The organism is Streptomyces lomondensis (assembly GCF_014651035.1).
GTDB classification, from domain to species: domain Bacteria; phylum Actinomycetota; class Actinomycetes; order Streptomycetales; family Streptomycetaceae; genus Streptomyces; species Streptomyces lomondensis.
This window is the reverse complement of sequence record NZ_BMWC01000001.1, coordinates 1,344,688-1,360,408: the sequence shown is the minus strand read 5'-3', so window position 1 is coordinate 1,360,408 and position 15,721 is coordinate 1,344,688. Positions and strand designations below refer to the sequence as shown.

Sequence of the window (15,721 nt, the reverse complement as noted above, 5' to 3'; positions counted from 1 at the left end):
GTTTGGATCAGGTCGCAGGGAAGTGACGGTGCTGTTCAGTGCCGGTGAGCGGGGTCTGGTGCGTGCAGCTGCAAGGCGGAGGAGGGAGTCGACGCGGAGCGTCGGCAACCGACGACAACGCGGCAGATGCGCGTGCCAGACCCCGCGTCTGCGGCGTGATCCAAACGACAGGCCCTAGACCTCCCGGGCCCTTTGGACCCGCAACGCCCGTGCCAGGTCGTCGAGTTGGTCGACGAGCTTGCGGCGCAGCGCCGGTGTCGGTGCCGCGTCGCGCAGGCACTCCTCGCCGAGGCGGAGGTTGTCCTCGTCGACGGCGTGGGCGGGGAAGGCGTCCCGGCCGGCGGCCACGGCCATGGCGGGGCCGCGGCGGTCGGCGACGGCGACCGCGTCGGCGTAGTAGCGCGGCACGTACTCCCGTACCAGCTCGGCCTGTTCGGGCTGCCAGAAGCCGCGGGCGGTGGCGGCGAAGAGGTAGTTGGACAGGTCGTCGGAGCCGAACATCGCCTCCCAGGCGCGGGCCTTGGCCGCCGGGTCGGGCAGGGCGGCCCGGCAGCGGGCGGCGCCCTCCTGGCCGGTGGCGCTGGGGTCGCGGTCCAGTTCGGCGGCGATGGCGGCCTCGTCGGTGGCGCCGAGGACGGCGAGCCGGGCGAGCACGCGCCAGCGCAGCTCGGGGTCGAGCTCCGGGCCGCCGGGGACGGTGCCGTCGGCGAACCAGGCGGCGATGGTGTCGGGGTGGGCGGCCACGTCGATGCGGTGGCGTACGGCGATCAGGCGCAGGCCGGGGTTGTCGCCGTCCTCGGTGCGGCGGATGAGGTCGCGGCACAGCTCGGAGAGGGTGGCGAGCGCGGCGGGCCGCTCCTCGGGGGTGACGTAGCGGGCGGCGATGTAGGTGGACGCGAAGGCGAGGACGCCCTGGACGATCGCGAGGTCGGTTTCGAGCGGGAGGTGGGCGCGGGCGGTCTCCAGGTAGGCGCCGGGCGCGAGTTCGCCGTCGCGGACGGCGTCCCTGAGGGCGTTCCAGACGACCGCGCGGGTGAGCGCCTCGGGCAGGCCGGACAGGTCCTTGCGGACGGTCTCGAAGGACTCGGGGTCGAAGCGGACCTTGGCGTAGGTGAGGTCGCCGTCGTTGAGGAGGAGCAGGGCCGGTCGCTTGCCGATGGGGTGGGCGGCGGTCTGCGGCAGGTCCAGGTGGAGGCGTTCGCGCAGCACGAGGTGGCCGCCGTCGTCGCCGAGGTCCCGGTCGTACAGGCCGGCGGCGATGCGGTGCGGGCGGCTGCCGGCGCGGTCGACGGTGAGGGCGCAGGTGCCGTTCTCGCCGGGGGCGACGCGCGGGGTGAGGGTGTCGACGCCGGTGGTGCGCAGCCAGGCGTCGGCCCAGGCGTGGACGTCGCGTTCGGTGGCGCTCGCGAGGTTGTCGATGAAGTCGGCGAGGGTGGCGTTGGCGAACTTGTGCCGGGCGAAGTGGTTGTTGATGCCGGCGAGGAAGTCCTTCTCGCCGAGCCAGGCGACCAGTTGCCGCAGGGCGCTGGCGCCCTTGGCGTAGGAGATGCCGTCGAAGTTGAGCAGGGCGGAGGCGGTGTCGTCGACGGCTTCGGGGGCGACGGGGTGGGTGGAGGGGCGCTGGTCGGCGTCGTAGCCCCAGGACTTGCGGGTGACGCCGAAGTCGGTCCAGGTGTCGGTGAAGCGGGTGGCCTCGGTGAGGGTCTGGTAGCCCATGTACTCGGCGAAGGACTCGTTGAGCCAGATGTCGTCCCACCACTTGAGGGTGACGAGGTCGCCGAACCACATGTGGGCCATCTCGTGGGCGATGACCATGGCGCGGGTCTGGCGTTCGGTGTCGGTGACGGCGGAGCGGTAGACGAACTCGTCGCGGAAGGTGACCAGTCCGGGGTTCTCCATGGCGCCGGCGTTGAACTCGGGGACGAATGCCTGGTCGTAGGAGTCGAAGGGGTAGGGCTCGTCGAACTTCTCGTGGTAGCGGTCGAAGCAGGCGCGTGTGACGTCGAGGAGTTCGTCGGCATCGGCGTCCAGGTAGGGGGCGAGGGAGCGGCGGCAGTGCAGGCCGAAGGGCAGGCCGCGGTGCTCGGTGCGCACGGAGTGCCAGGGGCCGGCGGCGACGGCGACGAGGTAGGTGGAGATCAGCGGCGTGGGGGCGGCCCGCCATACGCCGTCGGCCCGTTCGGTGACGCTGTTGGCGAGGACGGTCCAGTCCTCGGGGGCCGTCACCGACAGCTCGAAGACGGCCTTGAGGTCGGGCTGGTCGAAGGCGGCGAAGACACGCTGGACGTCGTCCAGGAACAGCTGCGTGTAGACGTAGGTCTCGCCGTCGGTGGGGTCGGTGAAGCGGTGCATGCCCTCGCCGGTGCGGGAGTAGCGCATGGCCGCGTGCACGCGCAGTTCGTGCTCGCCGGCGGTGAGGTTCTTCAGGGGCAGCCGGTTGCCGTCGAGGGCTTCCGGGTCCAGGGGTTGTCCGTCGAGGGTGACGGAGTGCAGCTCGGCGGGCTTGACCTCGACGAAGGTGTCACCGTCCGCGCGGGCACTGAACCTGATCAGGGTGCGGGAGTCGAAGGTCTCGTCCCCGCCGTTCAGGTCGAGTTCGATCGTGTAGCGGTGGACGTCGAGGAGCTCTGCTCGGGTCTGCGCTTCGTCGCGCGTCAGTACGGACATGCAGGACATGCTGCCTGATGGCAAGGGCATGGCACAGAGGCGGATCGGTATGCGACCGATGTCCGGTCTACGTGCGGTCTTTTTCGAGCTCCCCGGCGTGCGCCCCCATGGGCCGCTGGGTTGGCACGCGGGCCTCCGGATGGGGCAGTCCGGGGCGCGGGGGGTGTGCGGGGGTCTCGGTGTGCTCCCGGACGGCGGCGCGCAGCCGGCGCACCTCCCGTTCGAGGGCGAGGTGGCGCCGGTGGGTGTCGTAGAGGTAGCGGACCTTGGTGCGCAGGGCCCAGGGGTCCACGGGTTTCAGGACGAGGTCGGCGACGCCGAGCCGGAAGGCGGCGGTGGTCAGTTCGTGGTCGGCGCCGAAGCCGGTGAGCAGGATGACGGGGATGTGCTGGGTCTGTTCGACGCGCCGCATGTAGCGCACCACCTCCAGTCCGCTGACGCCGGGCATGCGCACGTCGAGCAGGAGCAGGCCGACCTGGCCGCGCAGCACCTGCTTGAGTGCCTCGTCGCCGCTGGTGGCCCGGCCGAGCAGATAGCCCAGCGGGGCCAGGGCGCTCTCCAGCGCGTACAGCGTGTCCTCGTGGTCGTCGACGATGAGGATCCTGGTATCCGACGGCATGGCCCGACGCCCCTCCCTCGTGGAGGACCAGAGTAAGTGCGGGACACTGACGCGCAGTGCTCGTCAGCTGACATGCTGTGCACAGCGCAGCATGCCGGGCGCGGGCCGCCGTGTCACTCCCCCGAGGTCAGTTACCGGCGGTCGCGGAGCCGTTGAGTGCCTCGTCGGCGATGCGCTCGTGGTGGCGGATCACCTCGGCGACGATGAAGTTCAGGAACTTCTCGGCGAAGGCCGGGTCCAGTTTGGCGTTCTCGGCGAGGGCGCGCAGCCGGGCGATCTGGCGGGCCTCGCGGGCCGGGTCGGCGGGCGGCAGCTGGTGCCGCGCCTTGAGGTGGCCGACCTGCTGGGTGCACTTGAAGCGCTCGGCGAGCATGTGGACGACGGCCGCGTCGATGTTGTCGATGCTGTCGCGCAGCCGTGCGAGCTCCTCGCGGACGGCGGGGTCGACGTCACCGGTGGCGGTGTTGCTGGTGGTCATGAGGGGTCAGCCTAGAGGCTGGTGGCCGGGCGGCCGCAGGGCGTCTCACGCATCGGCCGGGCCGAGGCGCTTGTGGAAGTGGACGTCCTCGTGGCCGCCGGGCACGCCCTCGATACGGGCCCGTTCCCGGTAGCCGAGCCGGGGGTAGAAGGCGGGCGCCTGGAAGCTGTACGTGGAGACGATCATGTCCGTGCAGCCGCGCCGGACGGCCTCGGCCTCCGCGGCGCGCATCAGCCGGCTGCCCCAGCCGGCGTGCCGCTGGTCCTCGCGCACCCAGAGCATGTCCACCGAGCACAGGCTGCCCCAGGTCCAGGCGGTGAGGCCGCCGACCAGGTCGCCGGAGTCGTCGGTGGCGCGGACGGAGAGGGCCTCGATGGGGATGCCGTCCGTGGCGGCGGTGTTGAAGGCGGTGAGCTCCTCGTCGAGCCGCTTGTCGAGGTCGTCGTCCTCGCCGCCCACCTGGAGCGAGGCGGCGACGGAGCGCTGTTCACTGGTCACGGCCCGGATTCTGCCGGAGGTCCCGGGCGGTGACGACCGGTTTTCGCGGCGCTGCGGCGGGTCCGCGGCGTGGCACACCCTCGTACAGTGGAACCGGGTTCTGGGGCGTCTTGGGGGTGAGGCGTGGCGAACGACGGGCCGGTCGAGCACGGCTACCCGCATCTGGAGACGGTGCGGGCCGCCATCACGGCGCTGTACAAGCGGCTGTCGTACGACACGATCCAGACGTTCGCGACCAGTGTCCTCCCCGCCGACGTGGCGTTCTGCGACACCGACGACCTGTACCTGGGGGCGCAGCGAGTGGCGCGCGAGCTGGTGCGGCACTACCGGCTGCCGGACGCGCGGCTGATCGTGAGCTTCCGGGAGATGCGGCACGCCGCGAACGTCGAGCTGGCGGCCGGGCCCGAGTACTTCGTGGAGCTGAACGACCGGTTCCGTACGCATCGGCGGGACATCGGGGCGGCCCTCGCCCACGAGGTGATGCATGTGTACCTGCACCGCCTGGACCTGTCCTTCCCGGGCGTGCGGGACAACGAGATCCTGACGGACACGGCGACGACGTATCTGGGCGCGGGGTGGCTGCTGCTGGACGCGTACCGGGAGGACGGGGCGTCGTCGCAGAAGCTGGGGTATCTCACGCCGGAGGAGTTCGGGTACGTGCTGGCCAAGCGGGCGCTGGTGTTCGACGAGGATCCGTCGGTGTGGTTCACCAGTCCGCAGGCGTACACGGCGTACGTGAAGGGGAGGGAGCTGGCCCGCCGCGACGGTCAGCAGCCGCCGTTGACCGCGGCGGGGTGGGCGGGGCGGCGGCGGTACGCGCGGGACCGGCGGCATGCGGCGGCGGGGCCGCAGCCGGGTGTGCGCTACGCGTTCTCCCCCGACGGGGTCGGGCGGTTGCGGGTGTCGTTTCCCTGCCCCACGTGCCATCAGCGGATCAGGGTGCCGGTGACGGGGCGGGTCCGGGCGCGGTGCGCGCTGTGCCGGAGTGTGCTGGAGTGCGACACGTGACGGGCGCCGGGGACTCCGGCCCGGTCAGTGGTGGTGGTCGCCGCTGGTGATCTCCCGGTACTCCTCCACCGTCGGCTTCTCGATCCGCGCGTCGGGCCCGAACATGGCCTTCGCCAGCCGGGCGCGCAGCCGCTCGGAGCGCTTGACCTTGCGGCGGACGCCGCCCGCGTCGACCTCGGGCCCGACCTCGTACGGCGGGTTCTGCTCGTGCTGGGTGAGGGTGAACAGCTCGGCCTGCGAGAGGGGCTCGTGCACCTCGGTGTACTCGCCGGTCGGCAGCCGTTTGATGGTGCCCGTCTCCCTGCCGTGCAGGACTTTGGCGCGGTCGCGGCGCTGGAGGCCCATGCAGATCTTCTTGGTGACGATGAAGGCGACGACCGGCAGCACGAAGGCGCCGATCCGCACGAACCAGGTGATCACGTTGATGGACAGATGCAGATGGGTGGCGACGATGTCGTTGCCGCCGCCGATCAGCAGCACCGCGTACAGCGTCAGCCAGGCCACGCCGAGGCCGGTGCGCACGGGCACGTTGCGCGGCCGGTCCAGGATGTGGTGCTCGCGTTTGTCGCCGGTGATCCACGCCTCGATGAAGGGGTAGGCGCCGATGGCGAGCATGACCAGCGGGAAGAGCGCGAACGGGATGAACACGCCGAGCGCCAGCGTGTGGCCCCACAGGTTGATCTCCCATCCCGGCATCACCCGGATCAGCCCCTCGGAGAACCCGAGGTACCAGTCGGGCTGGGCGCCCGTGGTGACCAGGTCGGGGCGGTAGGGGCCGAACGCCCACACGGGGTTGATCTGGGCGATCGCGCCCATGATGGTCAGGACGCCGAAGACGAGGAAGAAGAAGCCGCCCGCCTTGGCCATGTAGACCGGCAGGAAGGGCATCCCGACGACCGTCCGCTCCTTGCGTCCGGGGCCCGGGAACTGGGTGTGCTTGTGGTAGAAGACCAGGATCAGATGGGCGGTCACCAGGCCCAGCATGATCCCGGGCAGCAGCAGCACATGGACCGGGAACAGGCGCGAAATGATGTCGTCGCCCGGGAACTCCCCGCCGAAGAGGAAGAACGCCACGTACGTCCCGACGATCGGGATGGACAGGATGGCGCCGTGCGCGAAGCGCAGGCCGGTGCCGGACAGCAGGTCGTCGGGGAGGGAGTAGCCGGTCAGGCCGGTGATGATGCCGAGCATCAGCAGGGTCCAGCCGAAGACCCAGTTCAGCTCGCGCGGCTTGCGGAAGGCGCCCGTGAAGAACACCCGCATCATGTGCACCATCATGCCGGTGATGAAGACCAGCGCCGCCCAGTGGTGGATCTGCCGTATCAGCAGCCCGCCGCGCACGTCGAAGCTGATGTCCAGCGTGGACTCGAACGCCCTGGACATGAGCACGCCGTTGAGCTCCGTGTAGGAGCCGTGGTAGACGACCTCCTGCATGCTCGGCTCGAAGAACAGGGTGAGGTAGACGCCGGTGAGGATCAGCACGATGAAGCTGTAGAGGGTGACCTCGCCCAGCATGAAGGACCAGTGGTCCGGAAAGACCTTGCGCATGTTGGCCTTGGCCAGCCCGTAGAGACCGAGCCGCCCGTCCGCCCAGTCGGCGAGCTTCTCGCCCTTGCCGGCAGGAGGCCTCCTGCGGGCGGATGCCGTCCCGTACACCCGTCGTGCGCCGTCGTCGCCCATGCGTCGTCGCCTCCCCGTCGGATCCTTCCCAGCGTGGCACGGCTGCGCGGCGGTGCAAACGGGGCGTGGGGGCGGCTGGGCCAAGGGGGCGAGCGGACGGCTCAGCGGCTGCCGGGATCCCGCACGATCCCCTGGGCCCTGGCGGCCGCCAGCCACTGGGGGAACTCCCCCACCAGCCGGTCGTACAGCTCGGCGTCCGAGACCTTCGTCGGCTCCTGGCCCGCGTGGAAGAACCCGGCGTTGTCGACGGCCCGCTTGTCGGGCACGGCCAGCTCGTCCAGCTTGCGCAGGAAGTCGAACTGCTTGCTGCCCGGGTCGCCGAAGCCGATGAACTGCCAGAACAGCGGGAGCTTCGCCGCCTTGCACAGATACCGTTCGGCGGCGAGCTTGTTGATCGGCCCGCCGTCGGTCTGGAAGACCACGAGGGCCGGCTCGGCCGTCCCGCTGTCGAGGTAGTGGTCGATGACGGCGTCCATCGCCAGGTGGTAGCTGGTCTTCCCCATGTGCCCGAGCCCGGCCACGATCCGGTCGATCCGGCCCTGGTGGCCGGCCAGGGCGATCTCGGTCTCGGCGTCGACGTCCGTGGAGAAGAACACGACCGGCACGCTGCCGTCGTCGTCGAGATGCGCCGACAGCCCGAGCACCCGGTCGGCCAGCGCCTGCACGCTGCCGTCCTTGTAGTACGGCTTCATGGACCCGGAGTAGTCGACCACGAGGTAGACGGCGGCGCGCATGCCGTCGAGGCCGTGCTTCGTGAGGGAGGCCCCGGCGCTCTTGTAGAGGTTCACCAGCGCGGGAGCGGTCTCCTCGACCTTGCTCAGACTGATCGCGACCATGGCCCCCACCCTCTCACCCCTCGACGACCACTCCGTCGCTCAGCTCCAGCACGCGGTCGGCAAGGCCGAGGAGTTGGGGGTCGTGGGTGGCGACGAGGGCCGTGACGCCCTCGCTGCGGACCACGGCCCGCAGCAGTTCCATCACCGCCAGGCCGGTGGCGGCGTCGAGCTGGCCGGTCGGCTCGTCGGCGAGCAGCAGGGCCGGGCGGTTGGCGAGGGCCCGGGCGATGGCGACGCGCTGCTGCTGCCCGCCGGAGAGCTCGGCGGGCCGCTGCCTCTCGTGGCCGGTGAGTCCCACAGGGCCAGCAGCAGCGCCACCCGCTCCTCCCGTGCGCGCGGCTCGGCCCGGCGCAGCCGCAGCGGCACGCCCACGTTCTCGGCGGCGGTGAGGATGGGGATGAGCCCGAAGGACTGGAAGACGAAACCGATCCGGTCGCGGCGCAGTGCCAGCAGCTCGCTCTCGCTCAGCGCCGACAGGTCGGTGCCGCCGACGACGACACGGCCGCGCTGCGGGGTGTCGAGGCCGCCGATCAGGTGGAGCAGCGTCGTCTTGCCGGAGCCCGAACGGCCTTTGAGGGCGACCAGTTCACCGCGCCGGACGGCGAAGGAGGCCCCGCGCAGCGCGTGCACGGCCGCGGCGCCCGTGCCGTAGGAGTGGTGCACGTCCGCCACCCGCAGCATCGGCTCACCGGACGCGTCGTCGGCGAGGGCGGCACCGGGCCCCGGGCTGGTGTTCTCGGTCATCACCGCATCCCATCCGGAACCGGTCCGGACGGTCAAGAGCGGAACGACCCGGGTTCGAACGCGTGTGCCTGGCGGTTAACTCCGTGATATGCATGCCGAGTTGGGGCAAGAGGGCTCGGCCGACGGGGTGGGGGCGGAAGAGTGACGGGGTTACTGCTGCTGCGCCTGCGGGCGCATCGGCTGCTCCTCACGGCCGCCCTGCTCGCCGTCCTGCTGACCGCCTCGGTGCTCGCCGCCCTCACGGCCTTCTCCGGCTCCGTCGGGGACGCGGCGCTGCGCACCACCCTGGGCGGCCGGGCCGCGGCCTCGGCCTCCCTCGTCGTCGAGGCGGACGTGCCCCGGCAGCGGCGGGACGCGGCCCAGCGGGCCGTGGTGCGCGGGGCGCGGGAGGCGTTCGGCGGACTGCCGGTGACCGTGCGGAGGCTGGAGCGGTCCGGGCCGTACGCCCTGCCCCGTTCCCTCCAGGACGCCGACGCCCGCGCCGGGGAACCCGACCTCACGCACCTCGCCGCCCTCGACCGGTCCCGGATCCGGCTGGTCTCAGGCACCCTGCCGGGGGCGGCCCCGGCCGCCCGCACCGCCGCCGTGCCCGTCGCCCTGCCCGAGACGGCCGCCGAACGGCTGAGGCTCCGGCCCGGAGCGCGCCTCACGCTCACCGACCGGCTGGGCGGCGAGCCGCTCCGGGTGCGGGTGACGGGCGTGTACCGGGCGGCCGACAGCTCCGATCCCTACTGGCAGGCGGACACGCTCGGCGGCCAGGGCGTGCGCACCGTCGCCTTCACCACGTATGGGCCGCTGCTGGCCGATGGGTCGGTGCTCGCCTCCGGCCGCACCTCCGGGGACGGCACCGGCTGGGTGGCGACGGCCGACTACCGGACCTTCACCACCGACGGCATCGGCGCGCTCCGCGCGGCGGCCCTGCGCGCGGCCGGGGCGCTGCGCGCGGACCCGGCACTCGGGGGCGAGGCGGACGTGCGCACCGCGCTGCCCGAGGTGCTCGACCGGACCGGGCGGGCCCTGCTGGTGTCCCGGTCCACCCTGGTGATCGTCTCCGTGCAGCTGGTGCTGCTCGCCGGCTACGCGCTGCTGCTGGTGGCCCGGCTGCTGGACGGCGAGCGGGCGGGCGAGACCGAGCTGCTGCGGGCCAGGGGCGCGGCGCGCGGCCGGATCGCCGCACTCGCCGCGCTGGAGGCGCTGCTGCTGGCGGTGCCCGCCGCGGTCGGTGCCGCGTTGCTGTCCGGCCCGCTGGCCCGGCTGCTGGCCCGGTGGTCCTCGCTCGACCGGATCGGGCTGCGGCTCGACGCCGCCCCGTCGGGCCCGGTCTGGCTGGTCGCCGCCGGGGTGGCGGTGGCGTGCGCGGCGGCGGTCGTGGCGCCCGCGCTGGCGGCTGCGGCGGGCACTGCCGTGAGGCTGCGTCGGGTCCGGGCCGCCGCGTCGGCCGTGCCCGTGCGCGCCGGAGCCGATGCCGGGCTGCTGCTGATCGCGGGCGTGGCGTACTGGCAGCTCGACCGGCAGGCCGGCGCCACCGGCGGTGGGGTGCTCAGCCGGGACCGGGCCGGGCAGCTGGGCATCGATCCGCTGCTGGTCGCGGCGCCCGCGCTGGCGCTGCTGGCGGGCACGGTGCTGACACTGCGTCTGCTGCCGCTCGCGGCCCGGCTCGCCGAGCGGCGGTCCGCGCGCGGGCGGGGGCTGCCGGCGGCGCTGGCGGGCTGGCAGTTCAGCCGGCGCCCGCTGCGCGGGGCGGGGCCGGTGCTGCTGCTGGTCATCGCCGTGGCGACCGGGATGCTGGCGATCGGGCACGGCGCGTCCTGGGACCGGTCGCAGGACGACCAGGCCGACTTCCGGACGGGCGCCTCCGTGCGGGTCCTCGACCACCGGCCGGGCAGCCCCGGGCAGACCGGCCTCTACACCGCGCTGCCCGGGGCCCGGGACGCCGCTCCCGCGCACCGCGCCGCCCTGGGTCTGTCCGGCGGCCGCGAGGCGACGGTCCTCGCCCTGGACACGGCCCGCGTCGGGAACGGGATGCTGATGCGCGGCGACCTCGCCGACGAGCCCCCGGCGAAGCTGCTGCGGGCCCTAGCGCCGCCCGCGCAGGACAAGGACCGGCCCGTGCTCCTTCCCGACGGCACCCGGCGGCTCGCCCTCGACGTGCGGATCACCGACGTACGGCCCCGGACGGGACGTTCCCCCTCCGGCCGCGCGCCCCTGCTCACCGTGGTCGTCGAGGACCGGTACGGCATCGCCTACCGGCTGGGGGCCGGGAACGTCCCGGTGGACGGCCGGGTCCACCGCACCACGCTCGACCTGGACATGACGGCGACGGGCCGTCGTGCCGCCCCGGCCGGACCGCTGCGGCTGACCGGACTTCAGCTCGACGACACCTCCCCCGTCGGCCGTCCCGAGGGACACCGGTTCACCGTCGAACGGCTGCTCGCCACCGGCCGCGACGGCTCCGCGCGGACCGTCGCGGTGCCCGCCGGGACGCGCTGGCGGGGCGACCGGACCGTGACGGAGAACGGCACCGTCCTCGCCCGTACGGCCGCGCAGCCCGCCGTGTCGGGGACCGCGCCGCTGACCGTTTCGTACGGCACCGGCGCCGGCAGCGACGACGGTTACGGCGCGGCGCCGATCTACACCGTCCGCGTCACCACCGCCGGGGACGGGCCGCCGCCGCGCCTGTCCGCCGTAGCCACCCGGGACTTCCTGCGGGCGGCCGGGGCCCGGCCCGGCGACACCGTCGACGTACCGCTGTCCGGGGAGGAGCTGCGGGTGCGGATCGTGCGGTCGGTGGAGGAGCTGCCGACCACCGCCGCCGGCCCGGACGGAGAGACCGTGGCCGGTGGGGCGCTGCTGCTCGATCTGCGGGCCGTCGACGCCGTGCTGGCCCAGCGGGCCAGTGCGCCGCTCGCCCCCACCGAGTGGTGGGTGAGCGCCGCCCCCGGCAAGGCCCCCGAGGTCGCCGCGGCGCTGCGGGCGCGCCCGGATCTCGGACCGCAGCAGGTGCTGGTGCGGGACGAGACGGCGGCCGAGCTGCTGCGGGATCCGCTCGGCGCCGGACCGCGCTCGGCGCTGACGGCGGTGGCGGTGGCCGCCGCGGCCCTCGCCGCCGGGGGTTTCGCGGTGAGCGCCGCCGGGGCGCGGCGGGAGCGGGCCGCGGAGTTCGCGGTACTGCGCGCCCTGGGCACGCCCCGCCGGGACCTCGCCCGGCTGGTCGCGACGGAGCAGACCCTGCTCATCGGCGCCGGTCTGCTCGCCGGGCTCGCTCTCGGCACCGTCCTGACGCGGGCCGTCGTCCCGCTGATCGTGCTGACCTCCGATGCGGCGCGGCCGGTCCCGCCGGTCCTCGTCGACCTCCCGGTGTCCCGGGTGGCCCTGCTGCTCGTGGGGGTGGCCGCCCCGCTCCTGCTGATCACCGCCGCGTCGGCGCTGCGCCGTGCCGAGCCGGCGGTCGCGCTCCGCCACCAGGGGGAGGACTGAGATGCCGCCGAACGCGCAGGGCGCGCCATGGGTGCGGACCCGGCTGCGGACCGCGCCCTGGTCCACCGTCGCCTTCGGCGTGCTGGTGCTGGTCACGGCGTTCCTCGCGGCCGTCCTGCCGCGGGCGGTCGAGGCGTACGAGACGGACGGGCTGCGCGAGGCCGTCGCGGCGGCATCCGCCGAGTCCACCGTGCTGGAGCTGAGGGCGCCGCAGCCCGGTCTCGAACTGCCCGACGAGGCCCGTGCGGACGCGGTGCGGCCGGAGGCGCTGGCGGCGGTCGACGGCAAGGCGCGGGCGCTGCTGCCCGAGCCGCTGCGGGCGGACCCGGCCCAGTCGGCGTACGGGGTGCGGACCGCCAAGAGCCTGGAGGCACAGGACCCGTCGCTGCCCCGGCCGGACGGGCTGCCGCCCCGCTTCACCCTGGTCACGCAGTCGGGAGCGGCCCGCCACGCCACCGTGCGGGAGGGCCGGCTGCCCACCGCCGGCACACCGGTGACCGTGGACACCAGGGTGGTGGAAGGCGCCGTGACCACCGAGACCGCCCGCACGCTGCGGTTGCGGACCGGCGCCACGCTCACCCTGGCCGGCTTCCCGGACGGACCGCTGACCGTACGGATCACCGGCATCCTCGAACCCCGGCAGCCGCGGCGGAGTTACTGGTCCGCCGAACCGGTCCTGCGCACCCCTGCCCTGGCCGACACCAGCGGCCGGCCGCCGCAGTTCTACTGGGAGGCGGGCGTCCTGCTGGCGCCCGGGGCCGCGCCGGCGCTGCTCGGCGGCCAGGGCGAGCCGGAGAAGTACTGGCGGTTCGCGCCGGCGACCGGGCGGCTCACCGGGGCGGACACCTCGGCGCTCGTCGAGGCGGTCGCCTCCCTGGAGGACGGGCCGGGGCTGGTGCGGATGCGCGGGGCCGCCGGTGCGACGGCGCAGCTGTCCACCGACCTGGATCAGGTCGTCGCCTCCCACACGGAGACCCGTGACGCGATCGCGCCCGTGGTCGCCGTCGCGGCCTTCGGAATGGCCGCGGTCGCCGTCGTCGTCCTGGTCATGAGCGGTGGTCTGGCCGCCGCCCGCCGCGACGCCGAACTCGCCCTGCTGCGGGCCCGGGGCGGCTCCCTGCGCGGCATCGCCGGGCGGCTGCTGGCCGAGACGGCGGTGCCCGCGGTGCCCGCGGCGGCGTGCGGCCTGCTGCTCGCCGTGCTCGTCGTGGACGAGGCCCGGCCGCTGCCCGCCGTGGTCGGGGCGGGCGCCGTGGCCTTGCTCGCCTGTGCCGCGCTGCCGGTACGCGCGGTCGTGGCGCACCGCAGGCCGCGGGCGCACCGCGAGCGCGACGACCTCGCCCGCGCCAGGCCCGGCGGGCGCCGCACGGTCGCCGAACTGACCGTGCTGGTACTGGCCGTCGGCTCGGTGGCGGCGCTGCGCCGCCGCGGTACGGACGGGGCGGGCGATCTGCTGGTGAGCGCCGCCCCGGTGCTCGTCGGGCTGGCCGCCGCGCTGGTCCTCGTCCGGCTGTACCCGCTGCCCCTGCGGTGGGCCGCCGGCCCGGCCGGGCGGCTGCGCGGGCTGGTCGGGTTCCTGTCGCTGGCCCACGCGGGCCGCTCACCGGCGGCGGTCGCCACACTGCCGCTGCTCGCCCTGCTGACGGCCCTGACGACGGCCGCGTTCGGAGGGTCCGTGCTGAAGGGCGTGGCCGACGCCCGGGACCGGGCCGCGCTGCTGGAGACGGGCGCGGACGCGCGGATCTCCACGACCGACGGCAGCCCCCTCCCGGCCGGACTGGTGCGTGCGGTACGGGCTGTGGCGGGCGTACGGCAGGTCACGGCCGTGGGCCTCACGTACGCCTCGGAGCGCGCCTCCGACGAGACGCGATCGCTGCCCGTGGCCGGGGTCGAGCCGGACACCTACGCGGAGCTGGCCCGGCGGATGGGCCTCGGGGGTTTCCCGGCCGACCGGTTGGGGGCCGGGGGCGGGGCGCTGGACGCCGTCGCCTCCCCCGGGGTCGCCGAGCGGCTCGGGCGGGCGCCGCGCCGGATCGTGACGGAGGACGGAGCCGTCACGGTGCGGATCACCACCGTGCTCCCCCACACCCCGGCCGTCCCCGAGGGCGAGTTCCTGCTGGTCGACGCGGCGGGCCTGAAGGGCTCCGGCGGTCCCACGACCCTGCTGGCGGCCGGTGCCGGACTCGACACGCGGGCACTGCGGGCGGCCGTGCGCGGCGCCGGGCCCGGCCTCTCCGTGACACTGCGCGCCGAGGAACGCGCGGCGCTGTCCGACTCACCGCTTCAGGCGGGCGCCGAACGGATCTACGTCTGGGCCGTCGTCGCGGGCGCGGGGTACGCCCTGCTCGCCCTGGTGCTCGGCCTGCTGCGGTCCGCGCCGGAGCGGACCGCGCTGCTGGCCCGGCTGCGCGCCCTGGGCCTGACGAGCCGCCAGGGGCGTCACCTGCTCGGCCTGGAGGCGCTGCCGCAGGCGCTGCTCGCGGCCGGCGGGGGCACGGCCGTCGGCTGGGCCACGGTACGGCTGCTCGCCCCCGGCATCGACCTGGACCGGCTCGCCCTGGCCGGCGCGTCCGGCGGCACGGGGCCGGAGGGGGCCGTGCTGCGGGCCGACGTGTGGTCGCTGGCCCTGCCGGCCGCGGGCGCGGTGCTGCTGGCGGGGTCGGTGGCCGTCGCGCAGGCCTGGTGGGCGGGACGCCGGACACCGATCACTCACCTCAGGGCGGGAGACATGCGATGAGCGGTACGACGGAGTCGCTCACGGAGCTGGAGCGGCGGGCGGCGCGGCATCGCGACCGACCCGCGTACGGGCACGACGCCCTGATCTCCTGCGACCGGCTGGTGCGGATCTTCGCCAAGCGCGGTGGCGGGGACGCCATCGAGGTGCAGGCGCTCCAGGGGCTCGATCTCCTGGTGCGCCAGGGCGAGTTGATGGCCCTGGTGGGGGCGTCCGGCAGCGGCAAGTCGACGTTGATGAACATCCTCGCGGGCCTCGACGTCCCGACCGCGGGCGCCGCGAAGGTCGCGGGCCACGATCTGCTGACGATGGACGCGAAGGCGCGGTTGCGCTACCGGCGTGAGGTGGTCGGCTTCGTCTGGCAGCAGACGGCACGCAATCTGCTGCCGTATCTGACGGCGGCGCAGAACGCCGCCCTGCCCATGCAGTTGGCGGGCCGCTCGCGGCGGAAACGGGCCGGACGGGCGGAGGAGCTGCTGTCCCTGCTCGGCGTCGCCGACTGCCGGGACCGGCGGCCGCAGCAGATGTCCGGCGGCCAGCAGCAGCGCGTCGCGATCGCCGTCGCCCTCGCCAACACCCCCGCCGTGCTGCTCGCCGACGAGCCGACCGGCGAGCTGGACTCGGCGACGGGGCAGCAGGTTTTCGCGGCGTTCCGCCGGGTCAACGAGGAGCTGGGCACGACGATCGTCATCGTCACGCACGACCAGACGGTCGCCGGCGAGGTCCGCCGCACGGTCGCGATCCGCGACGGCCGCACCGCGACGGAGGTGCTGCGCCGCACCGAGGTCGACGAGACGGGCCGGGAGTCCCTGGTGGCCCGTGAGTACGCGATGCTCGACCGCGCGGGCCGCTTCCAGCTGCCGGCCGAGTACACGGCGGCTCTGGGCATGCGGGACCGGGTGCTGCTGGAGCTGGAGGAGGACCACGTCCAGGTGTGGCCCGACGGGAGCGGGGGCGGCCGCAACGACGGCTGAGGACAT

General features: G+C 74.3%; 10 protein-coding genes and 1 pseudogene. 4 read left to right on the top strand and 7 right to left on the bottom strand.

The features are described from left to right. Positions 1-174: 174 nt before the first annotated feature. The 4 genes from pepN to IE255_RS05855 form a co-directional block, all read right to left on the bottom strand. Positions 175-2,667: an aminopeptidase N gene (gene pepN / locus IE255_RS05870; protein WP_190049018.1), complete on the bottom strand. Its 2,493-nt coding sequence runs from the start codon at positions 2,665-2,667 to the stop codon at positions 175-177. A 67-nt stretch (positions 2,668-2,734) separates the two neighbouring features. Then, positions 2,735-3,286, bottom strand: coding sequence for a response regulator (locus tag IE255_RS05865; protein WP_190049017.1), 552 nt, complete (start codon positions 3,284-3,286; stop codon positions 2,735-2,737). A gap of 127 nt (positions 3,287-3,413) precedes the next feature. Continuing rightward, a complete protein-coding gene (locus tag IE255_RS05860) occupies positions 3,414-3,764 on the bottom strand; it encodes a chorismate mutase (RefSeq protein WP_031115660.1) in 351 nt (116 codons plus the stop codon). Between the two features lie 45 nt (positions 3,765-3,809). Next, positions 3,810-4,262, bottom strand: coding sequence for a GNAT family N-acetyltransferase (locus IE255_RS05855; RefSeq protein WP_229906286.1), 453 nt, complete (start codon positions 4,260-4,262; stop codon positions 3,810-3,812). 123 nt (positions 4,263-4,385) lie between these two features. Between IE255_RS05855 and IE255_RS05850 the strand changes: the two genes are divergently transcribed. Continuing rightward, a complete protein-coding gene (locus IE255_RS05850) occupies positions 4,386-5,270 on the top strand; it encodes a hypothetical protein (RefSeq protein ID WP_190049015.1) in 885 nt (294 codons plus the stop codon). 24 nt (positions 5,271-5,294) lie between these two features. Here IE255_RS05850 and qcrB read toward each other — a convergent pair whose 3' ends face one another. From qcrB to IE255_RS05835, 3 genes and pseudogenes are all read right to left on the bottom strand, one after another. After that, entirely contained in the window at positions 5,295-6,950 is a 1,656-nt protein-coding gene (gene qcrB / locus IE255_RS05845) for a cytochrome bc1 complex cytochrome b subunit (RefSeq protein WP_190049014.1), read from the bottom strand. A 101-nt stretch (positions 6,951-7,051) separates the two neighbouring features. Continuing rightward, positions 7,052-7,786 carry a vWA domain-containing protein gene (locus tag IE255_RS05840; protein ID WP_190049013.1) on the bottom strand — a complete coding sequence of 245 codons (735 nt, stop codon included), beginning with the start codon at positions 7,784-7,786 and terminating at the stop codon, positions 7,052-7,054. 13 nt (positions 7,787-7,799) lie between these two features. Next, a pseudogene (locus IE255_RS05835) lies at positions 7,800-8,530 on the bottom strand (ABC transporter ATP-binding protein). 141 nt (positions 8,531-8,671) lie between these two features. On the opposite strand from IE255_RS05835, the gene IE255_RS05830 reads away from it, so the two are divergent. The 3 genes from IE255_RS05830 to IE255_RS05820 are packed head-to-tail and all read left to right on the top strand — an operon-like array spanning position 8,672 to position 15,715. Beyond that, a complete protein-coding gene (locus IE255_RS05830) occupies positions 8,672-12,007 on the top strand; it encodes an FtsX-like permease family protein (RefSeq protein WP_190049012.1) in 3,336 nt (1,111 codons plus the stop codon). A 1-nt stretch (position 12,008) separates the two neighbouring features. Further along, on the top strand, positions 12,009-14,744 hold the full coding sequence (locus IE255_RS05825) for a thioesterase domain-containing protein (protein WP_190049011.1): 2,736 nt from the start codon (positions 12,009-12,011) through the stop codon (positions 14,742-14,744). Continuing rightward, positions 14,741-15,715: an ABC transporter ATP-binding protein gene (locus IE255_RS05820; RefSeq protein ID WP_190049010.1), complete on the top strand. Its 975-nt coding sequence runs from the start codon at positions 14,741-14,743 to the stop codon at positions 15,713-15,715. The genes IE255_RS05825 and IE255_RS05820 overlap by 4 nt, the downstream gene beginning before the upstream one ends. Positions 15,716-15,721 lie beyond the last annotated feature (6 nt).